Raw genomic sequence first — 23560 nt, 5'->3', positions numbered from 1 at the left:
TCTTTTCGTTGAATTGAGTGAAGTGAGTTCCAGAGCATAGGCTCTGGCAAACATCCAGGAGCAAAGCTAATGGCTTTAAATCTTCAAGACAAACAAGCGATTGTTGCTGAAGTCAGCGAAGTAGCCAAAGGCGCGCTGTCTGCAGTAGTTGCGGATTCCCGTGGCGTAACTGTAGATAAAATGACTGAACTGCGTAAAGCAGGTCGTGAAGCTGGCGTATACATGCGTGTTGTTCGTAACACCCTGCTGCGCCGCGTCGTTGAAGGTACTCAGTTCGAGTGCCTGAAAGACACGTTTGTTGGTCCGACCCTGATTGCATACTCTATGGAACACCCGGGCGCTGCTGCTCGTCTGTTCAAAGAGTTCGCGAAAGCGAATGCAAAATTTGAGGTCAAAGCCGCTGCCTTTGAAGGTGAGCTGATCCCGGCGTCGCAGATCGACCGCCTGGCAACTCTGCCGACCTACGAAGAAGCAATTGCACGCCTGATGGCAACCATGAAAGAAGCTTCGGCTGGCAAACTGGTTCGTACTCTGGCTGCTGTACGCGATGCGAAAGAAGCTGCTTAATCGCAGTTATCTTTGTAAAGCATTCGCTTACGTATAAACTTATTCTGATATTCAGGAACAATTTAAATGTCTATCACTAAAGATCAAATCATTGAAGCAGTATCCGCTATGTCCGTAATGGACGTTGTTGAGCTGATCTCTGCAATGGAAGAAAAATTCGGTGTTTCCGCTGCTGCTGCTGTAGCTGTAGCTGCTGGCCCGGTTGAAGCTGCTGAAGAAAAAACTGAATTCGACGTAATTCTGAAAGCTGCTGGCGCTAACAAAGTTGCTGTTATCAAAGCAGTACGTGGCGCAACTGGCCTGGGTCTGAAAGAAGCTAAAGACCTGGTAGAATCTGCTCCGGCTGCACTGAAAGAAGGCATCAGCAAAGACGACGCTGAAGCTCTGAAAAAATCTCTGGAAGAAGCTGGCGCTGAAGTTGAAGTTAAATAAGCCAACCCTTCCGGTTGCAGCCTGAGAAATCAGGCTGAGGCTGGTGACTTTTTGGTCACCAGCCTTTTTGCGCTGTAAGGCGCCAGTAGCGTTTCACGCTGTTTGACTACTGGTTTGCCTCTCAATGCTTGTTTCTATCGACGACTTAATATACTGCGACAGGTTAGGGTTCCTGGGCTGTGTAAATCGCAATGAAATGGTTTAAGCGTGATAGCAACAGGCATTGCGGAAAGTGTTCCATTTTCCGGTCAACAAAATAGTGTTGCATAAAAAACTGCCCTCTGCGGGCAGATGGGTCGACTTGTCAGCGAGCTGAGGAACCCTATGGTTTACTCCTATACCGAGAAAAAACGTATTCGTAAGGATTTTGGTAAACGTCCACAAGTTCTGGATGTTCCATATCTCCTTTCTATCCAGCTTGACTCGTTCCAGAAGTTTATCGAGCAAGATCCTGAAGGGCAGTATGGTCTGGAAGCTGCTTTCCGTTCCGTATTCCCGATTCAGAGCTACAGCGGTAATTCCGAGCTGCAATACGTCAGCTACCGTCTGGGCGAACCGGTTTTTGATGTTAAAGAATGTCAGATCCGTGGCGTGACTTATTCTGCACCGCTGCGTGTAAAACTGCGTCTGGTGATCTACGAGCGTGAAGCGCCGGAAGGCACCGTCAAAGACATCAAAGAACAAGAAGTCTACATGGGCGAAATCCCGCTCATGACCGACAACGGTACCTTTGTCATCAACGGTACCGAGCGTGTTATCGTTTCTCAGCTGCACCGTAGCCCGGGCGTCTTCTTTGACAGTGACAAAGGTAAGACCCACTCTTCCGGTAAGGTCCTGTATAACGCACGTATCATTCCTTACCGCGGTTCCTGGCTGGACTTCGAATTCGACCCGAAAGACAACCTGTTCGTTCGTATCGACCGTCGTCGTAAGCTGCCGGCTACCATCATCCTGCGCGCGCTGAATTACACCACTGAGCAGATCCTTGACCTGTTCTTCGAAAAAGTGGTCTTTGAAATTCGCGACAACAAGCTGCAGATGGAGCTGATTCCGGAGCGTCTGCGCGGTGAAACCGCCTCCTTCGATATCGAAGCCAACGGTAAAGTGTACGTTGAGAAAGGTCGTCGCATCACGGCGCGTCACATCCGTCAGCTGGAAAAAGACGATATCAAGCATATCGAAGTGCCGGTTGAATACATCGCGGGCAAAGTGGCGGCTAAAGACTATATCGATGAAGCGACTGGCGAACTGATCTGCCCGGCGAACATGGAGCTGAGCCTGGATCTGCTGGCTAAGCTGAGCCAGTCTGGCCACAAGCGTATCGAAACGCTGTTCACCAACGATCTGGACCACGGCCCGTACATCTCTGAAACGGTACGCGTCGACCCGACTAACGATCGTCTGAGCGCGCTGGTAGAAATCTACCGTATGATGCGCCCTGGTGAGCCGCCGACTCGTGAAGCCGCTGAAAGTCTGTTCGAGAACCTGTTCTTCTCCGAAGACCGCTACGATCTGTCCGCGGTTGGTCGTATGAAGTTCAACCGTTCGCTGCTGCGTGACGAAATTGAAGGTTCCGGTATCCTGAGCAAAGACGACATCATCGAAGTGATGAAGAAGCTCATCGATATCCGTAACGGTAAAGGCGAAGTCGATGATATCGACCACCTCGGCAACCGTCGTATCCGTTCCGTTGGTGAAATGGCGGAAAACCAGTTCCGCGTTGGCCTGGTGCGTGTAGAGCGTGCGGTGAAAGAGCGTCTGTCTCTGGGCGATCTGGATACCCTGATGCCTCAGGATATGATCAACGCCAAGCCGATTTCCGCAGCAGTGAAAGAGTTCTTTGGTTCCAGCCAGCTGTCCCAGTTTATGGACCAGAACAACCCGCTGTCTGAGATTACGCACAAACGTCGTATCTCCGCACTCGGCCCAGGCGGTCTGACCCGTGAACGCGCAGGCTTCGAAGTTCGAGACGTACACCCGACTCACTATGGTCGCGTATGTCCAATCGAAACGCCTGAAGGTCCGAACATCGGTCTGATCAACTCCCTGTCCGTGTACGCACAGACTAACGAATACGGTTTCCTTGAGACCCCGTATCGTAAAGTGACCGACGGTGTTGTTACCGACGAAATTCATTACCTGTCTGCTATCGAAGAAGGTAACTACGTCATCGCTCAGGCGAACTCCAACCTGGATGACGAAGGCCACTTTGTTGAAGATCTGGTTACCTGCCGTAGTAAAGGCGAATCCAGCTTGTTCAGCCGCGACCAGGTTGACTACATGGACGTATCCACCCAGCAGGTGGTATCCGTCGGTGCGTCCCTGATCCCGTTCCTGGAACACGATGACGCCAACCGTGCATTGATGGGTGCGAACATGCAACGTCAGGCGGTTCCGACTCTGCGCGCTGATAAGCCGCTGGTTGGTACCGGTATGGAACGTGCTGTTGCCGTTGACTCCGGTGTTACTGCGGTGGCTAAACGTGGCGGTACCGTTCAGTACGTGGATGCTTCCCGTATCGTTATCAAAGTTAACGAAGACGAGATGTACCCGGGCGAAGCAGGTATCGACATCTATAACCTGACCAAGTACACCCGTTCTAACCAGAACACCTGCATCAACCAGATGCCTTGCGTGTCCCTGGGCGAACCCATTGAACGCGGCGACGTCCTGGCCGACGGCCCGTCCACCGACCTCGGTGAACTGGCGCTGGGTCAGAACATGCGCGTAGCGTTCATGCCGTGGAACGGCTACAACTTCGAAGACTCCATCCTCGTATCCGAGCGTGTGGTCCAGGAAGACCGTTTCACCACCATCCACATTCAGGAACTGGCATGCGTGTCCCGTGACACCAAGCTGGGGCCGGAAGAGATCACCGCTGATATCCCGAACGTGGGTGAAGCTGCGCTCTCCAAACTGGATGAATCCGGTATCGTTTATATCGGTGCGGAAGTGACCGGCGGCGACATTCTGGTTGGTAAGGTAACCCCGAAAGGCGAGACCCAGCTGACGCCGGAAGAGAAACTGCTGCGCGCGATCTTCGGTGAGAAAGCGTCTGACGTTAAAGACTCTTCTCTGCGCGTACCGAACGGTGTCTCTGGTACCGTTATCGACGTTCAGGTGTTTACCCGTGACGGCGTAGAAAAAGACAAGCGTGCTCTTGAGATCGAAGAGATGCAGCTGAAGCAGGCTAAAAAAGACCTGTCTGAAGAACTGCAGATCCTCGAAGCTGGTCTGTTCAGCCGTATCTATGCCGTGCTGGTTGCCGGTGGCGTTGAAGCTGAGAAGCTCGACAAACTGCCGCGCGATCGCTGGCTGGAACTGGGCCTGACCGACGAAGAGAAACAAAATCAGCTGGAACAGCTGGCTGAGCAGTACGACGAACTGAAACACGAGTTCGAGAAAAAACTCGAAGCGAAACGCCGTAAAATCACCCAAGGCGACGATCTGGCACCGGGCGTGCTGAAGATTGTTAAGGTATACCTGGCCGTTAAACGCCGTATCCAGCCTGGTGACAAGATGGCAGGTCGTCACGGTAACAAGGGTGTTATCTCTAAGATCAACCCGATCGAAGATATGCCGCACGATGCTAACGGTACGCCGGTAGATATCGTACTGAACCCGCTGGGCGTACCGTCTCGTATGAACATCGGTCAGATCCTGGAAACTCACCTGGGTATGGCTGCGAAAGGCATCGGCGATAAGATCAACGCCATGCTGAAACAGCAGCAGGAAGTCGCGAAACTGCGCGAGTTCATCCAGCGTGCCTACGATCTGGGTGCTGACGTTCGTCAGAAAGTTGACCTGAATACCTTCAGCGATGAAGAAGTTCTGCGTCTGGCTGAAAACCTGCGTAAAGGTATGCCGATCGCAACGCCGGTGTTCGACGGTGCGAAAGAAGCGGAAATTAAAGCGCTGCTGCAGCTGGGCGACCTGCCGACTTCCGGTCAGATCACCCTGTTTGACGGCCGCACCGGTGAGCAGTTCGAGCGTCCGGTAACCGTGGGTTACATGTACATGCTGAAACTGAACCACCTGGTCGACGACAAAATGCACGCGCGTTCCACCGGTTCTTACAGCCTGGTTACTCAGCAGCCGCTGGGTGGTAAGGCGCAGTTCGGTGGTCAGCGCTTCGGTGAGATGGAAGTGTGGGCGCTGGAAGCATACGGCGCGGCCTACACCCTGCAGGAAATGCTCACCGTTAAGTCTGATGACGTGAACGGTCGTACCAAGATGTATAAAAACATCGTGGACGGCAATCACCAGATGGAACCGGGCATGCCGGAATCCTTCAACGTACTGTTGAAAGAAATTCGCTCGCTGGGCATCAACATCGAACTGGAAGACGAGTAATTCTCGCTCAAACAGGTCACTGCTGCCGGGTTAACCCCCGGCAGCGGAATGTGCTAACTCCGACGGGAGCAAATCCGTGAAAGACTTATTAAAGTTTCTGAAAGCGCAAACTAAAACCGAAGAGTTTGATGCGATCAAAATTGCTCTGGCTTCGCCAGACATGATCCGTTCATGGTCTTTCGGTGAAGTTAAAAAGCCGGAAACCATTAACTACCGTACGTTCAAGCCTGAGCGTGACGGCCTTTTCTGCGCCCGTATCTTTGGGCCGGTAAAAGACTATGAGTGCCTGTGCGGTAAGTACAAGCGCCTGAAACACCGCGGTGTGATCTGTGAGAAGTGCGGCGTTGAAGTGACCCAGACCAAAGTGCGTCGTGAGCGCATGGGCCACATCGAGCTGGCATGTCCGACTGCGCACATCTGGTTCCTGAAATCCCTGCCGTCCCGTATCGGCCTGCTGCTGGATATGCCGCTGCGCGATATCGAACGTGTACTGTACTTTGAATCCTATGTGGTTATCGAAGGTGGCATGACCAACCTCGAACGCAACCAGATTCTGACGGAAGAACAGTACCTGGACGCGCTGGAAGAGTTCGGTGACGAATTCGACGCGAAGATGGGTGCGGAAGCGATCCAGGCGCTGCTGCGCAATATGGATCTGGAGCAGGAATGCGAGCAGCTGCGTGAAGAGCTGAACGAAACCAACTCCGAAACCAAGCGTAAAAAGCTGACCAAACGCATTAAGCTGCTGGAAGCCTTCGTACAGTCTGGCAACAAGCCGGAGTGGATGATCCTGACCGTTCTGCCGGTACTGCCGCCAGATCTGCGTCCGCTGGTTCCGCTGGATGGTGGTCGTTTCGCGACGTCTGACCTCAACGATCTGTATCGTCGCGTGATCAACCGTAACAACCGTCTGAAACGTCTGCTGGATCTGGCTGCGCCGGATATCATCGTACGCAACGAAAAACGTATGCTGCAGGAAGCGGTTGACGCCCTGCTGGATAACGGTCGTCGTGGTCGTGCGATCACCGGTTCTAACAAACGTCCTCTGAAATCTTTGGCCGATATGATCAAAGGTAAACAGGGTCGTTTCCGTCAGAACCTGCTCGGTAAGCGTGTTGACTACTCCGGTCGTTCTGTTATCACCGTAGGTCCATACCTGCGTCTGCATCAGTGCGGTCTGCCGAAGAAAATGGCGCTGGAGCTGTTCAAACCGTTCATCTACGGCAAGCTGGAACTGCGTGGCCTGGCCACCACCATCAAAGCCGCTAAGAAAATGGTTGAGCGCGAAGAAGCTGTCGTTTGGGATATCCTGGATGAAGTTATCCGCGAACACCCGGTACTGCTGAACCGTGCGCCGACCCTGCACCGTCTGGGTATCCAGGCGTTCGAACCGGTTCTGATCGAAGGTAAAGCCATCCAGCTGCACCCGCTGGTTTGTGCGGCCTATAACGCCGACTTCGATGGTGACCAGATGGCTGTTCACGTACCGCTGACGCTGGAAGCCCAGCTGGAAGCGCGTGCGCTGATGATGTCTACCAACAACATCCTGTCCCCGGCGAACGGCGAACCAATCATCGTTCCGTCTCAGGACGTTGTACTGGGTCTGTACTACATGACCCGTGACAGTGTTAACGCCAAAGGCGAAGGCATGGTGCTGACTGGCCCGAAAGAAGCTGAGCGTATTTATCGCGCTGGCCTGGCCTCTCTGCATGCGCGCGTTAAAGTGCGTATCACTGAATACGAAAAAGACGACAATGGTGAATTTGTCGCGAAAACCAGCCTGAAAGACACGACCGTTGGCCGTGCCATTCTGTGGATGATCGTACCGAAAGGTCTGCCGTTCTCTATCGTGAACCAGGCGCTCGGTAAGAAAGCGATCTCCAAGATGCTGAACACCTGTTACCGTATTCTGGGCCTGAAACCGACCGTTATTTTCGCGGACCAGACGATGTACACCGGCTTTGCTTATGCAGCGCGTTCAGGTGCGTCCGTTGGTATCGATGACATGGTCATCCCGGAGAAAAAATACGAAATCATCAGCGAAGCGGAAGCGGAAGTTGCTGAGATTCAGGAACAGTTCCAGTCTGGTCTGGTGACCGCGGGCGAACGCTACAACAAAGTTATCGATATCTGGGCTGCGGCGAACGATCGTGTATCCAAAGCGATGATGGATAACCTGCAAACCGAAACCGTGATTAACCGTGACGGTCAGGAAGAACAGCAGGTTTCCTTCAACAGCATTTACATGATGGCCGACTCCGGTGCGCGTGGTTCTGCGGCACAGATTCGTCAGCTGGCTGGTATGCGTGGTCTGATGGCGAAGCCGGATGGCTCCATCATCGAAACGCCGATCACCGCGAACTTCCGTGAAGGTCTGAACGTACTCCAGTACTTCATCTCGACCCACGGTGCGCGTAAAGGTCTGGCGGATACCGCACTGAAGACAGCGAACTCCGGTTACCTGACGCGTCGTCTGGTTGACGTTGCGCAGGACCTGGTTGTTACTGAAGACGACTGTGGCACCCTGGAAGGCATCACCATGACGCCGGTTATCGAAGGTGGCGACGTTAAAGAGCCGCTGCGCGATCGCGTACTGGGTCGTGTGACTGCTGAAGACGTTCTGAAGCCGGGTACCGCGGATATTCTGGTTCCACGCAACACGCTGCTGCACGAGCACTGGTGTGATCTGCTGGAAGCGAACTCCGTTGACTCCGTCAAAGTGCGTTCCGTTGTATCCTGTGACACCGACTTTGGTGTATGTGCGCACTGCTATGGTCGTGACCTGGCGCGTGGCCACATCATCAACAAAGGTGAGGCTATCGGCGTTATCGCGGCACAGTCCATCGGTGAGCCGGGTACACAGCTGACGATGCGTACGTTCCACATCGGTGGTGCGGCATCTCGTGCGGCTGCTGAATCCAGCATCCAGGTGAAAAACAAAGGTAGCATCAAGCTCAGCAACGCGAAGTCGGTTGTGAACTCCAGCGGTAAACTGGTCATCACTTCCCGTAACACCGAGCTGAAGCTGATCGACGAATTCGGTCGTACCAAAGAGAGCTATAAAGTGCCTTACGGTGCGGTTATGGCGAAAGGCGACGGCGAGCAGGTTGCCGGCGGTGAAACCGTCGCAAACTGGGATCCGCATACCATGCCGGTCATCACCGAAGTTAGCGGCTTCATCCGCTTCACTGACATGATCGACGGCCAGACCATTACTCGTCAGACCGACGAGCTGACCGGTCTGTCTTCGCTGGTGGTTCTGGACTCTGCAGAACGTACCGCAGGTGGTAAAGATCTGCGTCCGGCACTGAAAATTGTTGATGCTCAGGGCAATGACGTTCTGATCCCAGGCACCGATATGCCTGCTCAGTACTTCCTGCCGGGTAAAGCAATTGTTCAGCTGGAAGATGGCGTACAGATCAGCTCCGGTGACACCCTGGCGCGTATTCCGCAGGAATCCGGCGGTACCAAGGATATCACCGGTGGTCTGCCGCGCGTTGCGGACCTGTTCGAAGCACGTCGTCCGAAAGAGCCGGCGATCCTGGCTGAAATCAGCGGTATCATTTCCTTCGGTAAAGAAACCAAAGGGAAACGTCGTCTGGTTATCACCCCGGTAGACGGTAGCGAGCCGTACGAAGAGATGATCCCGAAATGGCGTCAGCTCAACGTGTTCGAAGGTGAACGTGTAGAACGTGGTGACGTGGTTTCCGACGGTCCGGAAGCACCGCACGACATTCTGCGTCTGCGTGGCGTACATGCTGTGACCCGTTACATTGTTAACGAAGTCCAGGACGTATACCGTCTGCAGGGCGTTAAGATTAACGATAAACACATCGAAGTTATCGTTCGTCAGATGCTGCGTAAAGCCACCATTGAAAGCGCAGGCAGCTCCGACTTCCTCGAAGGCGAGCAGGTTGAATACTCCCGCGTCAAGATCGCGAACCGCGAACTGGAAGCGAATGGCAAAGTGGGCGCAACGTTCTCCCGCGATCTGCTGGGTATCACCAAAGCGTCTCTGGCCACCGAGTCCTTCATCTCCGCGGCATCGTTCCAGGAGACCACTCGCGTGCTGACCGAAGCCGCCGTTGCGGGCAAACGCGACGAGCTGCGCGGTCTGAAAGAGAACGTCATCGTGGGTCGTCTGATCCCGGCGGGTACCGGTTATGCGTACCACCAGGATCGTATGCGCCGTCGTGCGGCTGGCGAATTGCCGGCAGCACCGCAGGTGAGCGTGGAAGAAGCGTCTGCCAACCTGGCAGAGCTGCTGAACGCAGGTCTGGGCGGTTCTGACAACGATTAATCGTTGATGCACTGCTAAAAAGCCGGTCAGGTTCCCTGACCGGCTTTTTTATTGTCTGTTCGCCGCCTTACTTGCCTCTAATTACATTTGCGCCATATTAAATCTGCATTTTCTTAGCAATTAATTAATACAAAATATCAATTAAAAGCCTATTCCTAAAACCTTTGTTTATATATGGGTAAAACTTCTACTCATATCAAAAAATAATCAATTCAAAGGGGATATATTCAAAATACCTAATGAATCATGGGATTACTTCTGCTGCTTTATCTTCGGAGCGACTGCTCTGGAGAGGGATCGCCGCATCTCATGCTTCTCCCGATAAGACGCAGAAATAATACCGGCAGGCAGGTGTTGGTCATTTCTTTTGGTCTGCGTGGACAGGCTCTGGGGGCTGCATGGAATTTGCGATACAACTCATTATTATCTTAATTTGTCTGTTTTATGGTGCCCGAAAAGGCGGTATTGCGCTGGGGCTGCTGGGCGGCATCGGTTTGGTTATCCTCGTCTTTGTGTTCCATCTTCAGCCGGGAAAACCGCCGGTTGATGTAATGCTGGTGATCATTGCCGTCGTGGCCGCCTCGGCGACGCTACAGGCGTCCGGCGGGCTGGATGTCATGTTACAGATTGCCGAGAAGCTGCTGCGGCGTAACCCGAAATATGTCTCTATTGTGGCGCCTTTTGTCACCTGTACGTTGACCATCCTCTGCGGTACCGGACACGTGGTTTACACGATCCTGCCAATTATCTACGATGTGGCGATTAAGAATAACATTCGTCCGGAGCGGCCGATGGCGGCCAGCTCCATAGGTGCCCAGATGGGGATCATCGCCAGCCCGGTTTCGGTGGCGGTGGTCTCGCTGGTGGCGATGCTGGGGAATTTTACCTTTAACGGGAAACACCTGGAGTTTCTCGATCTGCTGGCGATAACCATTCCGTCCACACTGCTGGGCATTTTAGCTATCGGCATCTTCAGCTGGTTCCGTGGCAAAGATCTGGATAAAGATGAAGCCTTCCAGGCGTTTATTGCGGTACCGGAGAACCGCCATTACGTCTATGGCGATACGGCGACGCTGCTGGATAAAAAGCTGCCCACCAGTAACTGGATTGCGATGTGGATTTTTCTGGCTTCCATTGCCGTGGTTGCTCTGCTCGGCGCCTTTTCCGAACTGCGCCCGGAATTTAACGGTAAGCCGCTGTCGATGGTGCTGGTGATCCAGATGTTCATGCTGCTTTCCGGAGCGCTGATCATTATCATCACCAAAACTAACCCGGCGTCGATTTCCAAAAATGAGGTCTTTCGTTCGGGAATGATCGCTATCGTCGCGGTGTACGGCATCGCGTGGATGGCGGAGACCATGTTCGGCGCGCACATGACCGAAATTAAAGGCGTACTCGGGGAGATGGTAAAAGAGTACCCGTGGGCTTATGCCATTGTGCTGCTACTGGTATCGAAGTTTGTGAACTCACAGGCGGCAGCGCTGGCGGCGATTGTGCCGGTGGCCCTGGCCATCGGCGTCGATCCGGCCTATATCGTGGCTTCTGCGCCGGCCTGCTATGGCTACTATATTCTGCCGACTTACCCAAGCGATCTGGCGGCGATCCAGTTTGACCGCTCAGGCACCACCCATATTGGCCGCTTTGTCATTAATCACAGCTTTATCCTGCCCGGGCTCATCGGCGTCGGCGTCTCCTGCGTGTTTGGCTGGGTATTCGCTGCGATGTACGGCTTTCTGTAAGAGAGGACGGGCGCCGGCAGCGACGCCCGTTAAATCCGCGAGATTATTGCGCGAGGGGCAGACGACGATAGAGCTCGATCATATCGGTCGCCAGATCCTGGATGACCATCGCGTTCATCAGGTGGTCCTGAGAATGCACGGTGATCAGGTTGACCGGTAACTTACCGCTGCCTTCATCCAGGCCGATAAGCTGGGTCTGGATTTTATGCGCATGTTTGACGAACTCATGCGACTCGGCCATGGCCTGTTCGGCTGCGGCAAAATCACCTTTGCGCGCCAGCTGGAGTGCGGTGAGCGCCGCGCTGCGTGCGGAACCGGCATTGACCAACAGCTCCATGATGATCGTTTCTAAATCTTCCATCGCTTACTCCAGCATCTTAAGGGCTTTATCCAGGACGGCATCACCTTTCATCATGCCGTAGTCCATCATATCGATTACCGCGACCTTCTTGCCGAACGGATCGGCCAGCGCCTGCAGCTTCGCCTGCTCATATTTCACCTGCGGGCCGAGCAGAATAATGTCGGCGGCGGCCAGATTATCTTTAAACTCGGCGACCGGTACGGCCTTGATTGAGACTTCAACACCTTTCTTCTGCGCGGCATCTTGCATACGCTGAACCAGCATGCTGGTAGACATACCGGCGGCACAGCACAAAACGATATTCTTCATAGTCAGTGGCCCTTGTGTTCCGTGATGTCTTATCTTTATCGCGGCCCTGGCGATGCGACAACCGCTTTACCATGATTGTGTGTAAGTCATCACACAAAAATTGAAACCGGTTTCATTTTTGCCGATAAAAATAAAAAAGCCCACCGAAGTGGGCGGCCGCGTCCTGTTGTCTCACGCGCGGAGGATGCGGTTTTTACCTTGTTGCTTGGCTTTGTAAAGTGCCTCATCGACGCTCACCACCAGTTTATCCAGCGGCTCCATATTCCATTCCCCCAGTCCGGCGCTAAAGGTGACCGTCAGGCCATCTTCGCGCCAGGTGCGCCGCTCGACGTTGACCCGCCACGTTTCCAGCAGCGTACGAGCGTTATCGATATGTTCGGCAGGAAAGACCACGGCGAACTCTTCACCGCCGTAGCGATAAAGGGATATTTCCAGCGGCTGGAGAACCTGCAGCCCTTCGCGGGCGACGTTGCGCAGGACGATATCGCCGTTCAGGTGCCCCCAGGTATCGTTGATCGATTTAAAGTTATCGATATCGACCAGCGCGAGAGCAAACGGCTGGTGATCGTTCATCAACGCCGCGATATCGCTGTCGAAGGCGCGGCGGTTTTTACAGCCGGTAAGGGCGTCGATAGTCGCCTGACGGACGTAGGTCAGTTCACGCTGTTTATTGGTTTCAATCGCTTTACTCAGCATCGCCTCAAGGCGCGGGGCGCGTTTGACATCGCCCGTTTTAATCGCATTGATGATATTCATCAGCACGGTACGGGAGGCATGACGCAGATAAAGGCCGAACAGGATGATGATGATCGCTGCGAGGGTGAAACCGCCGATCACTAAATTGGTCTCATGGCGCGTCAGATTGACCAGGGTTGTATTATCGACACGGAAAATCACGAACCAGTCGGGATTGGTAAAAGAGTAGTAGTAATACCAGGTGTCGCTTTTAGTATCGTAAAGCTGCCCCTCGCCGCTGGTCATTTTATCCATCAGCTCGTCGCTGACGAAGGGTTTAAACAGCGCCCCCGGGTCGGAGTGCAGGACCACTTTGCCATCCCGCTGCACCACAAAAAATTCCCCCTGCACGGGCGCCACCATCTGCCGTAGCGCGAAACCCATGGAGGTGAGATCGAGATGAAACGCCAGACTTCCCTTGAGTTTCCCCTCTGGGGTGATGACAGGTTTGAAAATGGTAATCGTCGGATGGTGGGTGAAATAGTCCATATACGGGCTGGTGTAATGGCTGAAGGTGCTGGCTTCCGCCTGTTTGATAAACCAGGGCCGCGTTTTGGGATCGAAAGCCCGGCTGTCTTCATTTTCCAGCACCTCCGGGGCGCGCAGATAGTGGCCCTCGGTATCCGCCAGTGAAATGGAAGAGACGCTTGGCATCATGTTCTGTAACTGCATCAGCGTGGTTAACCCTTTCTCCGGCTCCACGTTTACCGCGCGATTCAGTTCGTCATTGCGGGCAAAGAAGATGGCCGCGCGCCCGAGAATAAAATCGTTTTCCCGCAGCAGGGTTTCCGTATAGTTGATCGCCAGGTTATGGGTAAAGTTGCGGTTAATATCGTGATAATCTTCGAGAAAATCTTTCCGCTGCGCCAGGGTGACAAAAACAGCAATCATCATAAAACTGAGCAAAATTCCGGCAAACCCTACGACGATCGGTGTCGTAAAAGAGAGCTTTCTGTTGTGTAGCGCCATGAATCGTTAATCGTCCCGGATGTATAAACCAAGGGTCCGAACGCAGGTTGCGTCTGCGACGCCTGCCGATCGAATCAGTTAACTATCGCTTAATTATAACTCTGAGACTTTCATCTATCGTGATTTATATTTTTTGATGATGAATTGAGCCCGTGCAGCGCGGAGAGGCAGGGCGAAAATGAGGAAGAAAAGGTTCGCCCTGGTCAGCGTCCGCTGCTGACCCGGGCAGAATAGAAAAACGGCGCTGGGCGGACCAGCCTCGGTTTTTCATCTCTCGTGCAGGCACGCAAAATTATCAGGCGCTTACACTGTGCATCATGAGGTTTGCGAAGCGCGTCCCAGCCAGCTATCCCAGTCTTTCCATACCGGCTGCAGACCGCGAGCGGCCAGCGCGCTGGCGACCTCTTCAGGGCGGCGATCGTCGTGCGGGGCAAATTGCTCCAGCTCCGGATGATCGTCGGCGTAGCCGCCAGGCTGGGTTTTAGAGAAGGCGCTGACGTTGTTAATCGCTAGCGGGATAACCCGGTCGCGGAACCAGGGTGATTCGCGGGTCGAGAGCGACAGCTCAACCTCCGGCGCCAGCAGGCGGAAGGCGCAGATGGTCTGCACCAGCTGGCGCTCATCCATCAGCGAGGCCGGTTCAATGCCGCCAGCGCAGGGACGCAGGCGCGGGAAGGAGACCGAATAGCGGCTGCGCCAGTAGCGTTGCTGCAGCCACAGCAGGTGTTCAGCGACCATAAAGCAGTCCACCCGCCAGCTGTCGGAAAGGCCGATGAGCGCGCCAAGACCGATCTTATCGATCCCCGCCGCGCCTAAGCGATCCGGCGTATCCAGTCGCCAGAAGAAATCCTGCTTTTTCCCTTTCAGATGGTGCTGGGCGTACATGCTTTCATGATAGGTCTCCTGATAGACCATCACCCCGTCGAGCCCCAGGGTTTTCAGCTCGGCATACTCTTCGGTCGCCAGCGGCTGCACCTCCATATGCAGCGAGGCAAACTGGCGGCGGATAGCTGGCAGGTGCTGGCGGAAATAATCCATTCCCACCTTGCCCTGATGCTCGCCGGTCACCAGGAGCAGATGCTCAAAGCCGAGGTCGCGGATCGCGGCGCACTCGCGGGCAATCTCGGCGGCATCCAGCGTCTTGCGCTTAATGCGGTTGCTCATTGAGAAGCCGCAGTAGGTGCAATCATTGGCGCACAGGTTGGAGAGATACAGCGGCACGTAGAAGCTGACGGTATTGCCGAAGCGCTGGCGGGTAAGCCGCTGCGCGCGCTGGGCCAGCGGTTCAAGATAGTTAGCCGCCGCCGGCGAAAGCAGGGCCATCATGTCATCGCGGGTCAGCTGTTTTGCCGCCAGCGCCCGTTCGACATCGGCGGCGGTTTTGCTGTTGATGCGCAGGCGGATGTCGTCCCACTCCAGCTGCCGCCAGCGATCGCTAAAGGTTTTCATGCCAGCGCCTCCAGGAATCCGGTGAGCGGGCTGGTGGCCTGGGCCTGCGCGCTGCGCGCCCCCGGTCCGGCCTGATGGGCCAGCAAGCCTGCCTCGACCGCCATGCGGAAGGCGCGAGCCATGGCGACAGGATCGTCGGCGACGGCAATAGCGGTATTGACCAGTACCGCATCCGCGCCCATCTCCAGCGCCTGCGCCGCATGGCTCGGGACGCCGATCCCGGCGTCGACCACCACCGGGACCGTCGCCTGCTCGATAATGATCTCCAGCATGGCTTTGGTTTCCAGCCCCTGATTGGAGCCGATCGGCGCGCCCAGCGGCATCACCGCTGCGCAGCCCACCTCTTCCAGTCGTTTACACAGCACCGGGTCGGCACCGCAGTAGGGCAGCACCACGAACCCTTCGCGCACCAGCAGCTCCGCCGCCTTCAGGGTTTCAATCGGGTCGGGCAGCAGCCAGCGGGCGTCCGGGTGGATCTCCAGTTTCAGCCAGTGGGTGCCTAAGGCTTCCCGCGCCAGGCGGGCGGCAAACACCGCTTCTTCCGCCGTCTTGGCGCCTGAGGTATTCGGCAACAGGCTGACCCCCGCCGCCAGCAGCGGGGCGAGGATGGCGTCATTGTGCTGGCGTAAATCGACGCGCTTCATTGCCAGGGTTACCAGCTGGCTGCCCGAGGCACGAATCGCTTCGACCATCACCTCTGGGGCGGCGAATTTACCGGTACCGGTAAAAAGATGGGATTCAAATGTTTTGTCTGCAATACGTAACATGTCAGCCTCCAGCGATAACCTGAAAAAGCAGGACTCGATCGCCTTCCTGCAAGAGATGATCTTCCCACCGTTCGCGCGGCAGGATGTGTTGATTGAGCGCCAGCGCAACGCCCGGCTGCAGCTGTTCGAGCTGGGTCAGCAGGGCGCTGACGCTGAGGTTGTCCGCACATGCCAGCGGCTCGTCGTTAAACCAAATCTGCATGTTGCCCTCCGCATACCGGGCAGTTCTGCACTTTTTGCAGCGCAAGGTTGCGCCAGTTGCTGGTGCGGGCGTCAAACAGCCGTAGCGTGTTGCGCGGCGTCGCCATGCCGATAAGGAGCTTTATGGCCTCCAGCGCCTGCAACGTGCCCATCATGCCGACCACCGGACCGACGACCCCCGCGGTGCGGCAGTTACGCTGCGGTTCGTCGCTATCCGGCCACAGGCAGCGATAGCAGCCCTGCGTCCAGGGCGGGGTGAGCACCATCAGCTGACCGCCGAAGCCGACGGCGCTGGCGGTGACTAACGGGGTATCGAGGGCCACGCAGGCAGCGTTGATCGCCTGGCGGGTCACCATGTTATCGGTGCAGTCCAGCACCACGTCCGCTTTTGCCACCTCAGCGCGCAGCGCCTCACCGCTCAGACGCTGCTGCAGCGCAACCAGTTTGATCTGGGGGTTTAGCTGGCTAAGCCGGGTCTGTGCCGCCGCGGCTTTTGGCTGGTCGATATCCTCGCTGGTGAACAGGATTTGCCGCTGCAGGTTGCTGAGATGTACGGCGTCGTCATCGGCCAGGATCAGCGTCCCGACGCCAGCCCCGGCAAGATAGAGCGCCGCCGGAGATCCCAGCCCGCCAAGGCCGATAATCAGCGCCCGGCTGGCTAACAGTTTCTGCTGCCCCTCGATGGCGATATCTTCCAGCAGCAGCTGGCGGCTATAGCGCATAAAGTCATGATCATTCATCGCCCGCTCCCGCCAGTGCCAGCAGCTGGTCGGTCGCTGCCCGCCAGTCCGCCGCCTGGGTAATAGCGCTGACTACGGCGATGCTGCCGACGCCGGTCGCCAGTACGCCCGGCGCTTTTTCCAGACTGATGCCGCCTATCGCTACCGTCGGATAATCGGCCAGACGCTGAATATGCCCGGCAAGCTGTTCGAGGCCCTGCGGCGCCGAAGGCATCTGTTTAGTTTGCGTCGGGAAGACGTGACCCAGGGCGATGTAAGAGGGGCGTGCCGCCAGGGCGACATCAATCTCCATATCGTCGTGAGTAGAGACGCCAAGACGCAGCCCGGCCTGGCGGATGGCGCTCAGGTCGGTGGTTTCCAGATCTTCTTGTCCGAGATGCACGCCATAGGCCTGGTGCTTAATCGCCAGCTGCCAGTAATCGTTAATGAACAGTCGGGCGTGATAGCGGCGACCAAGGGCGATGGCGGCGATGACGTCATCCTCCACTTCGCTGTCGCGCCGGTCTTTGATGCGTAACTGAAGGGTACGTACCCCAGCTTCAAGCAGGCGTTCAATCCACGCCACGCTGTCCACCACCGGGTAGAGTCCGAGACGAAACGGGACGGGTGGAAAATCAGGTTGATACATCAGGCTTCCTCCTGTTTCAGGTAGATTTCGCCGCCGCGGGCGCGGAAGTTATTCGACATATCGGCCATGCCGGCTTCGATACTTTGCTTCGCGGCGTAGTCGCGGACCTCCTGAGTGATTTTCATCGAACAGAATTTCGGCCCGCACATGGAGCAGAAGTGGGCGACTTTGCCGGACTCCTGCGGCAGGGTTTCATCGTGATAGGCCCGCGCGGTGAAGGGGTCGAGCGCGAGGTTAAACTGGTCTTCCCAGCGGAATTCAAAACGCGCTTTTGACATCGCGTTGTCGCGGATCTGCGCCCCGGGGTGGCCTTTCGCGAGGTCGGCGGCGTGGGCGGCGATTTTGTAGGTAATCAGCCCCTGTTTGACATCCTCTTTGTTGGGCAGGCCGAGATGCTCTTTTGGCGTGACGTAGCACAGCATGGCGCAGCCAAACCAGCCAATCATTGCCGCGCCGATACCGGAGGTGAAATGGTCGTAGCCCGGCGCGATATCAGTAGTGAGCGGGCCTAAAGTGTAGAACGGCGCTTCGTGGCAGTGCTCCAGCTCTTCGGTCATATTGCGGCGGATCATCTGCATTGGCACGTGGCCGGGGCCTTCAATCATCACCTGCACGTCATATTCCCAGGCGATTTTCGTCAGTTCGCCGAGGGTATGCAGCTCGGCGAACTGCGCCTCGTCGTTGGCATCCTGAATCGAGCCGGGGCGCAGGCCATCGCCGAGGGACAGCGACACGTCATAGGCGGCGCAGATTTCACAGATTTCGCGGAAGTGCTGGTAGAGGAAGTTTTCCTGATGATGCGACAGGCACCACTTGGCCATGATGGAACCGCCGCGCGAGACGATCCCGGTCAGCCGCTTCGCGGTCATCGGCACGTAACGCAGCAGCACCCCGGCATGAATCGTGAAGTAGTCGACGCCCTGTTCGGCCTGTTCCAGCAGGGTATCGCGGAAGGCTTCCCAGGTCAGGTTCTCGGCAATGCCGTTGACCTTCTCCAGCGCCTGGTAAATCGGGACGGTACCAATCGGCACCGGGCTGTTGCGCAGGATCCATTCGCGGGTCTCGTGGATATAGCGGCCGGTGGAGAGGTCCATTACCGTGTCGGCGCCCCAGCGGGTTGACCAGACCAGCTTCTCGACCTCTTCTTCGATGGAAGAGGTCACCGCCGAGTTGCCGATATTGGCATTCACTTTCACCAGGAAGTTGCGACCGATAATCATCGGCTCGGATTCCGGGTGGTTGATATTGGCCGGGATGATGGCTCGCCCGGCAGCGACTTCATCGCGGACGAACTCGGCGGTAATGTTGTCCGGCAGGCGGGCGCCAAAGCTTTCTCCGGCATGCTGCTGGCGCAGCACCTCGCTGCGGATACGCTCGCGGCCCATGTTTTCGCGAATGGCGATGAATTCCATCTCCGGGGTGACGATCCCCTGGCGGGCATAGTGTAGTTGCGTCACGCATTTGCCAGCGACGGCGCGTTTAGGCGTCAGCAGGCCGCCGAAGCGCAGTTCATCAAGGCCATCGTCGGCCAGCCGCGCTTTGGTATAGGCCGAGCTGCGTTCGCTGAGCGGCGCGCAGTCGTTACGCGCGTCGATCCACGGTTGGCGTAGTTTTGCCAGTCCCTGGCGGACATCAATGTTGATCTCCGGGTCGCCATAAGGGCCGGAGGTGTCGTACACCGGTATCGGTTCATTGGCTTCGTACCGGGGATTATCTTTATCGCCGCCGATGAGCGTCGGGCTGAGCTGGATTTCACGCATCGGGACGCGGATATCAGCCTGTGAGCCTTGAATGTAGATGCGGCGCGAATTGGGAAAAGCGGTACCTGCCAGCGTATCAATGAATCGCTGCGCGTGCTCGCGTTGTTCCCGACGGGTGAGTTTGGTAGTAGACATAGCGCATTCCAGTTAAAAAAGGAGATGGCTTGTCAGACGACGGATGGAGTAACAGATGCGACCAGCCCGGAACGGGCAGGTGCGACCAGCAGTTTACTCTTGTTCCCTTCGCAGGTATTAGCCTGATCAGGTTCCGCGGATCCCGAATAAACGGTCTCAGCCTTTTCCACTTCAGCTTTCGTGTGGAAAATAGGCACTCCGACAAGATGAAATCCCTCCGCAGAGGGATAATGTACGTAAATTACTCGTTAACGGTTCACAACTCAAGCGGTCGGCGCAATATTATCGCGCACGTCATTGCTCAGATTATGGGCGACGGCGAGGGCGATGAGTTTATCTTCCAGCGCGAAACGCGCCTCCAGCGATTCGCCGATATCCGACAACGCCTGCTGAAATTCAAGGTAGTTATCGTGATCGATAGCGTTTTCGAGGCAGGTATCGTAGTAGTCCATCATCTGCTGGGTATTGGCTTCCAGCTGTGGGTAAAGCCGGTTGGCGGCTAAAAGTGGGGTATCGCCTTCCATTTCGCCAATAATGCGTTCATAAATACTAAAATGACCGGATGAGAGGTAATCCACCAAACTTTGGCAAAAGTCATCCAGCGCCTTTTCGTTTAGCCGCATAAATGACTCTTTGCCCGGTTTCAGGCCAACCAGATTGTAGTAAGCCACGAGCAGATGCTTACGCACTTGTAGCCAGCGATCGACCAGTTCATTACTACCGCCAACGCGCTCCGTCAGGTTTTCCAGCTGGTTTAGCATGATTGACTCCGCTAGTTTTGATTTAAAATCTGCTCACCAAAATGTAAATATAATGTTAACAACATGCCAGTGAAGCAAAGGTAGTGCAATAGATATGGATCGTATTATTGAAAAATTAGATCGCGGCTGGTGGGTTGTCAGTCACGAACAAAAATTATGGTTGCCTGGTGGAGAATTACCACATGGCGAAGCGGTTAATTTCGATCTTGTCGGCCAGCATGCGCTGCATATTGGCGAGTGGCAGGGCGAGTCCGTGTGGATGGTGCGTCAGGATCGCCGTCATGACATGGGATCGTTGCGCCAAGTGCTGGATCAGGATCCGGGCCTTTTCCAGCTGGCAGGTCGGGGGATCCAGCTCGCCGAATTTTATCGATCGCATAAATTTTGCGGCTACTGCGGCCATCCGATGCATGCCAGCAAAAGCGAATGGGCGATGCTGTGCAGCCACTGCCGTGAACGCTACTACCCGCAAATTGCCCCCTGCATTATCGTCGCTATCCGTCGCGACGATTCGATCCTGCTGGCGCAGCACACCCGACATCGCAACGGGATACACACCGTGCTGGCCGGGTTTGTTGAGGTTGGCGAAACTCTTGAGCAGGCGGTGGCCCGCGAGGTGATGGAGGAGAGCGGTATCCGGGTGAAAAACCTGCGCTACGTGACCTCGCAACCGTGGCCTTTCCCGCAGTCGCTGATGACCGCCTTTATGGCGGATTACGCAGATGGCGATATCGTGGTCGACAAAAAAGAGTTACTGACCGCGGACTGGTATCGCTATGACGATCTACCGCTTCTGCCACCGCCGGGGACGGTGGCGCGCCGGCTTATCGAAGATACCGTCGCGATGTGTCGGGCAGAGTTCGAGTGACATGTTACACTGGGCGTATCAACGCTAAAGGAATGTAAAAATGACCGAACTGAAGAACGATCGTTACCTGCGCGCGCTGCTGCGTCAGCCGGTTGATGTCACCCCGGTGTGGATGATGCGCCAGGCGGGCCGCTATTTACCGGAGTACAAAGCCACCCGTGCGCAAGCGGGCGACTTTATGTCGCTGTGTAAAAATGCCGAGCTGGCCTGCGAAGTGACGCTCCAGCCGCTGCACCGTTACCCGCTGGACGCGGCGATCCTCTTTTCGGACATCCTGACCATCCCGGACGCCATGGGCCTGGGGCTGTACTTTGAGGCAGGCGAAGGTCCGCGCTTCACCTCGCCGGTAAAAAGCAAAGCCGACGTCGACAAGCTGCCGATCCCGGATCCGGAGCAGGAACTGGGCTATGTCATGAACGCTGTGCGCACCATTCGCCGCGAACTGAAAGGCGAAGTGCCGCTGATTGGTTTTTCCGGCAGTCCGTGGACGCTGGCGACCTACATGGTGGAAGGCGGCAGCAGCAAAGCGTTCACCGTGATCAAAAAGATGATGTACGCCGAACCGCAGGCGCTGCATGCGCTGCTGGATAAGCTGGCGAAGAGCGTCACCCTGTATCTCAACGCGCAGATCAAAGCCGGTGCGCAGTCGGTGATGATTTTCGACACCTGGGGCGGGGTGCTGACCGGCCGCGATTACCAGCAGTTCTCCCTCTACTACATGCACAAAATCGTCGATGGCCTGCTGCGGGAGAACGAAGGCCGCCGCGTGCCGGTGACCCTGTTCACCAAAGGCGGCGGTCAGTGGCTGGAAGCGATGGCGGAGACCGGCTGCGATGCGCTGGGTCTCGACTGGACCACCGATATCGCCGACGCTCGCCGTCGCGTAGGTCACAAAGTGGCGCTCCAGGGCAATATGGACCCGTCGATGCTCTATGCGCCCGCTCCGCGTATTGAAGAGGAAGTGGCGACTATTCTCGCCGGATTTGGCCAGGGTGAAGGGCATGTCTTTAACCTTGGTCACGGTATTCATCAGGATGTTGACCCCGAACATGCGGGCGTCTTTGTTGAGGCGGTGCATCGTCTTTCCGCACCCTATCATCAGTAGGAGATAAGCCCTATGGATTTAGCCGCACTCCGTACCCAACAGCATCAGTTAGCCGCGTCGGTCGAGCGTGCGGATCGACTGGATCGCGACCCGCCGACGTTGATCGGCGGCGCGGATGTCGGATTTGAGCAGGAAGGGGAAGTCACCCGGGCCGCCATGGTAGTGCTGACCTGGCCTGAACTTGAGCTGGTGGAGTATCAGGTGGCGCGCGTCGCCACCTCCATGCCGTATATTCCCGGCTTTCTCTCGTTTCGTGAAACGCCTGCGCTGCTGGCGGCGTGGGAGCAGCTTTCGCAAAAGCCGGACCTGCTCTTCGTTGACGGCCACGGCATTTCCCACCCCCGGCGGCTCGGCGTCGCCAGCCATTTTGGTCTGATGATTGATGTGCCGACCATCGGGGTGGCGAAAAAACGCCTGTGCGGCAAAATCGGCGAACTGGGTGATGAGCCCGGCGCGCTGGCCCCGCTGATGGATAAAAATGAGCAACTGGCCTGGGTCTGGCGCAGTAAAGTGCGTTGCAACCCTTTGTTTATTAGCACTGGTCACCGGGTGGGTATGGATAGCGCGTTAATGTGGGTCGAGCGCTGTATGCGAGGCTACCGTCTGCCCGAGCCGACGCGCTGGGCCGATGCGGTGGCGTCCCGCCGTCCGTCGTTTGTGCGTTGGCAAGCAAATCACGGCTGATTCAGGTACACTGCGCCTCATTTCTGACTTCGAGAATTCATCATGTTACAAAATCCGATTCACCTGCGCCTGGAGAAGCTGGAAAGCTGGCAGCATGTCACCTTTATGGCCTGCCTGTGCGAGCGTATGTACCCCAACTACGCGATGTTCTGCAAGCAAACCGAGTTCGGCGACGGCCAGTTATACCGCCGTATCCTGGATCTGATCTGGGAAACGCTGACGGTCAAAGATGCAAAGGTGAATTTCGACAGTCAGCTGGAGAAGCTGGAAGAGGCGATCCCGGCGGCAGATGATTTCGACCTGTACGGTGTTTATCCGGCCATAGACGCCTGCGTGGCGTTGAGCGAACTGATCCATTCGCGTCTGAGTGGTGAAACGCTTGAGCACGCGATCGAAGTGAGCAAGACGTCCATCACCACCGTGGCGATGCTGGAAATGACCCAGGAAGGTCGCGAAATGACCGACGACGAGCTTAAAGCGAACCCGGCGGTAGAGCAGGAATGGGACATTCAGTGGGAAATTTTCCGCCTGCTGGCCGACTGCGAAGAGCGTGACCTTGAGCTGATAAAAGGCCTGCGCGCGGACCTGCGCGAGGCTGGTGAGAGCAATATTGGTATAAATTTTCAGCAGTGAGACCAGAAAACGTGATTTACCGCCTGAATTGTAGCGTCTGAAGGCTTCCATTCCGCCCCCCGTC

19 protein-coding genes and 1 riboswitch are annotated in these 23560 nt (G+C 56.0%); of the genes, 9 read left to right on the top strand and 10 right to left on the bottom strand.

All coding sequences use genetic code 11. From position 1 onward, the window contains the following. Window positions 1-69 precede the first annotated feature (69 nt). The 5 genes from rplJ (at window position 70) to dcuB (ending at window position 11391) form a co-directional block, all read left to right on the top strand. Complete coding sequence (gene rplJ, locus B8P98_RS26425) at window positions 70-567, top strand: 50S ribosomal protein L10 (protein ID WP_001207203.1); 498 nt, start codon at window positions 70-72, stop codon at window positions 565-567. A 66-nt stretch (window positions 568-633) separates the two neighbouring features. Next, a complete protein-coding gene (gene rplL / locus B8P98_RS26420) occupies window positions 634-999 on the top strand; it encodes a 50S ribosomal protein L7/L12 (protein ID WP_002884142.1) in 366 nt (121 codons plus the stop codon). A gap of 324 nt (window positions 1000-1323) precedes the next feature. Beyond that, window positions 1324-5352: a DNA-directed RNA polymerase subunit beta gene (gene rpoB, locus B8P98_RS26415; RefSeq protein WP_025713260.1), complete on the top strand. Its 4029-nt coding sequence runs from the start codon at window positions 1324-1326 to the stop codon at window positions 5350-5352. A gap of 76 nt (window positions 5353-5428) precedes the next feature. Next, window positions 5429-9652: a DNA-directed RNA polymerase subunit beta' gene (rpoC, locus tag B8P98_RS26410; protein ID WP_023291591.1), complete on the top strand. Its 4224-nt coding sequence runs from the start codon at window positions 5429-5431 to the stop codon at window positions 9650-9652. A gap of 398 nt (window positions 9653-10050) precedes the next feature. Next, complete coding sequence (gene dcuB, locus B8P98_RS26405) at window positions 10051-11391, top strand: anaerobic C4-dicarboxylate transporter DcuB (RefSeq protein ID WP_025713261.1); 1341 nt, start codon at window positions 10051-10053, stop codon at window positions 11389-11391. Between the two features lie 43 nt (window positions 11392-11434). Here the strand turns inward: dcuB and B8P98_RS26400 are convergent, their stop codons facing one another. The 10 genes from B8P98_RS26400 to B8P98_RS26355 all read right to left on the bottom strand — a co-directional run bounded on the left by B8P98_RS26400 (window position 11435) and on the right by B8P98_RS26355 (window position 20206). Beyond that, entirely contained in the window at window positions 11435-11752 is a 318-nt protein-coding gene (locus B8P98_RS26400) for a PTS lactose/cellobiose transporter subunit IIA (protein WP_004206755.1), read from the bottom strand. A gap of 3 nt (window positions 11753-11755) precedes the next feature. Further along, a complete protein-coding gene (locus tag B8P98_RS26395) occupies window positions 11756-12016 on the bottom strand; it encodes a PTS sugar transporter subunit IIB (RefSeq protein ID WP_004198931.1) in 261 nt (86 codons plus the stop codon). Window positions 12017-12232: 216 nt separating this feature from the next. Next, window positions 12233-13765 carry a sensor domain-containing diguanylate cyclase gene (locus B8P98_RS26390; protein ID WP_136088382.1) on the bottom strand — a complete coding sequence of 511 codons (1533 nt, stop codon included), beginning with the start codon at window positions 13763-13765 and terminating at the stop codon, window positions 12233-12235. Window positions 13766-14080: 315 nt separating this feature from the next. Beyond that, window positions 14081-15214: a 2-iminoacetate synthase ThiH gene (thiH, locus tag B8P98_RS26385; RefSeq protein WP_025713263.1), complete on the bottom strand. Its 1134-nt coding sequence runs from the start codon at window positions 15212-15214 to the stop codon at window positions 14081-14083. After that, complete coding sequence (thiG, locus tag B8P98_RS26380; RefSeq protein WP_025713264.1) at window positions 15211-15981, bottom strand: thiazole synthase; 771 nt, start codon at window positions 15979-15981, stop codon at window positions 15211-15213. Before thiG ends, thiH begins: the two co-directional genes overlap by 4 nt. A gap of 1 nt (window position 15982) precedes the next feature. After that, a complete protein-coding gene (thiS, locus tag B8P98_RS26375; RefSeq protein ID WP_025713265.1) occupies window positions 15983-16183 on the bottom strand; it encodes a sulfur carrier protein ThiS in 201 nt (66 codons plus the stop codon). After that, entirely contained in the window at window positions 16167-16922 is a 756-nt protein-coding gene (locus B8P98_RS26370; protein ID WP_025713266.1) for a HesA/MoeB/ThiF family protein, read from the bottom strand. The genes thiS and B8P98_RS26370 overlap by 17 nt, the downstream gene beginning before the upstream one ends. Continuing rightward, window positions 16915-17550, bottom strand: a complete 636-nt coding sequence (thiE, locus tag B8P98_RS26365; protein ID WP_025713267.1) for a thiamine phosphate synthase — start codon at window positions 17548-17550, stop codon at window positions 16915-16917. Before thiE ends, B8P98_RS26370 begins: the two co-directional genes overlap by 8 nt. Next, entirely contained in the window at window positions 17550-19445 is a 1896-nt protein-coding gene (thiC, locus tag B8P98_RS26360) for a phosphomethylpyrimidine synthase ThiC (protein WP_025713268.1), read from the bottom strand. Before thiC ends, thiE begins: the two co-directional genes overlap by 1 nt. A gap of 86 nt (window positions 19446-19531) precedes the next feature. Continuing rightward, window positions 19532-19656, bottom strand: a riboswitch (TPP riboswitch). 52 nt (window positions 19657-19708) lie between these two features. Next, a complete protein-coding gene (locus tag B8P98_RS26355) occupies window positions 19709-20206 on the bottom strand; it encodes an Rsd/AlgQ family anti-sigma factor (RefSeq protein WP_025713269.1) in 498 nt (165 codons plus the stop codon). Between the two features lie 94 nt (window positions 20207-20300). On the opposite strand from B8P98_RS26355, the gene nudC reads away from it, so the two are divergent. The 4 genes from nudC to B8P98_RS26335 are packed head-to-tail and all read left to right on the top strand — an operon-like array spanning window position 20301 to window position 23496. Further along, complete coding sequence (gene nudC / locus B8P98_RS26350; RefSeq protein WP_080898035.1) at window positions 20301-21074, top strand: NAD(+) diphosphatase; 774 nt, start codon at window positions 20301-20303, stop codon at window positions 21072-21074. A gap of 40 nt (window positions 21075-21114) precedes the next feature. Further along, on the top strand, window positions 21115-22179 hold the full coding sequence (hemE, locus tag B8P98_RS26345; RefSeq protein WP_025713271.1) for a uroporphyrinogen decarboxylase: 1065 nt from the start codon (window positions 21115-21117) through the stop codon (window positions 22177-22179). A gap of 12 nt (window positions 22180-22191) precedes the next feature. Further along, entirely contained in the window at window positions 22192-22863 is a 672-nt protein-coding gene (gene nfi / locus B8P98_RS26340) for a deoxyribonuclease V (RefSeq protein WP_025713272.1), read from the top strand. Window positions 22864-22905: 42 nt separating this feature from the next. Next, complete coding sequence (locus B8P98_RS26335; protein WP_025713273.1) at window positions 22906-23496, top strand: YjaG family protein; 591 nt, start codon at window positions 22906-22908, stop codon at window positions 23494-23496. The last annotated feature ends 64 nt before the right edge of the window (window positions 23497-23560 follow it).

The organism is Klebsiella quasivariicola (assembly GCF_002269255.1).
GTDB classification, from domain to species: domain Bacteria; phylum Pseudomonadota; class Gammaproteobacteria; order Enterobacterales; family Enterobacteriaceae; genus Klebsiella; species Klebsiella quasivariicola.
Note: the sequence above shows the minus strand (reverse complement) of the source record. Positions and strands in the feature narration are given on the sequence as shown.

Bases quoted from the DNA above. Each gene is read 5' to 3' on its own strand.
- rplJ (WP_001207203.1), top strand. From the start codon at position 70: ATGGCTTTAAATCTTCAAGACAAACAAGCGATTGTTGCTGAAGTCAGC.
- rplL (WP_002884142.1), top strand. From the start codon at position 634: ATGTCTATCACTAAAGATCAAATCATTGAAGCAGTATCCGCTATGTCC.
- rpoB (WP_025713260.1), top strand. From the start codon at position 1,324: ATGGTTTACTCCTATACCGAGAAAAAACGTATTCGTAAGGATTTTGGT.
- dcuB (WP_025713261.1), top strand. From the start codon at position 10,051: ATGGAATTTGCGATACAACTCATTATTATCTTAATTTGTCTGTTTTAT.
- B8P98_RS26400 (WP_004206755.1), bottom strand. From the start codon at position 11,752: ATGGAAGATTTAGAAACGATCATCATGGAGCTGTTGGTCAATGCCGGT.
- B8P98_RS26395 (WP_004198931.1), bottom strand. From the start codon at position 12,016: ATGCTGGTTCAGCGTATGCAAGATGCCGCGCAGAAGAAAGGTGTTGAA.
- B8P98_RS26390 (WP_136088382.1), bottom strand. From the start codon at position 13,765: ATGGCGCTACACAACAGAAAGCTCTCTTTTACGACACCGATCGTCGTA.
- thiH (WP_025713263.1), bottom strand. From the start codon at position 15,214: ATGAAAACCTTTAGCGATCGCTGGCGGCAGCTGGAGTGGGACGACATC.
- thiG (WP_025713264.1), bottom strand. From the start codon at position 15,981: ATGTTACGTATTGCAGACAAAACATTTGAATCCCATCTTTTTACCGGT.
- thiS (WP_025713265.1), bottom strand. From the start codon at position 16,183: ATGCAGATTTGGTTTAACGACGAGCCGCTGGCATGTGCGGACAACCTC.
- B8P98_RS26370 (WP_025713266.1), bottom strand. From the start codon at position 16,922: ATGAATGATCATGACTTTATGCGCTATAGCCGCCAGCTGCTGCTGGAA.
- thiE (WP_025713267.1), bottom strand. From the start codon at position 17,550: ATGTATCAACCTGATTTTCCACCCGTCCCGTTTCGTCTCGGACTCTAC.
- thiC (WP_025713268.1), bottom strand. From the start codon at position 19,445: ATGTCTACTACCAAACTCACCCGTCGGGAACAACGCGAGCACGCGCAG.
- B8P98_RS26355 (WP_025713269.1), bottom strand. From the start codon at position 20,206: ATGCTAAACCAGCTGGAAAACCTGACGGAGCGCGTTGGCGGTAGTAAT.
- nudC (WP_080898035.1), top strand. From the start codon at position 20,301: ATGGATCGTATTATTGAAAAATTAGATCGCGGCTGGTGGGTTGTCAGT.
- hemE (WP_025713271.1), top strand. From the start codon at position 21,115: ATGACCGAACTGAAGAACGATCGTTACCTGCGCGCGCTGCTGCGTCAG.
- nfi (WP_025713272.1), top strand. From the start codon at position 22,192: ATGGATTTAGCCGCACTCCGTACCCAACAGCATCAGTTAGCCGCGTCG.
- B8P98_RS26335 (WP_025713273.1), top strand. From the start codon at position 22,906: ATGTTACAAAATCCGATTCACCTGCGCCTGGAGAAGCTGGAAAGCTGG.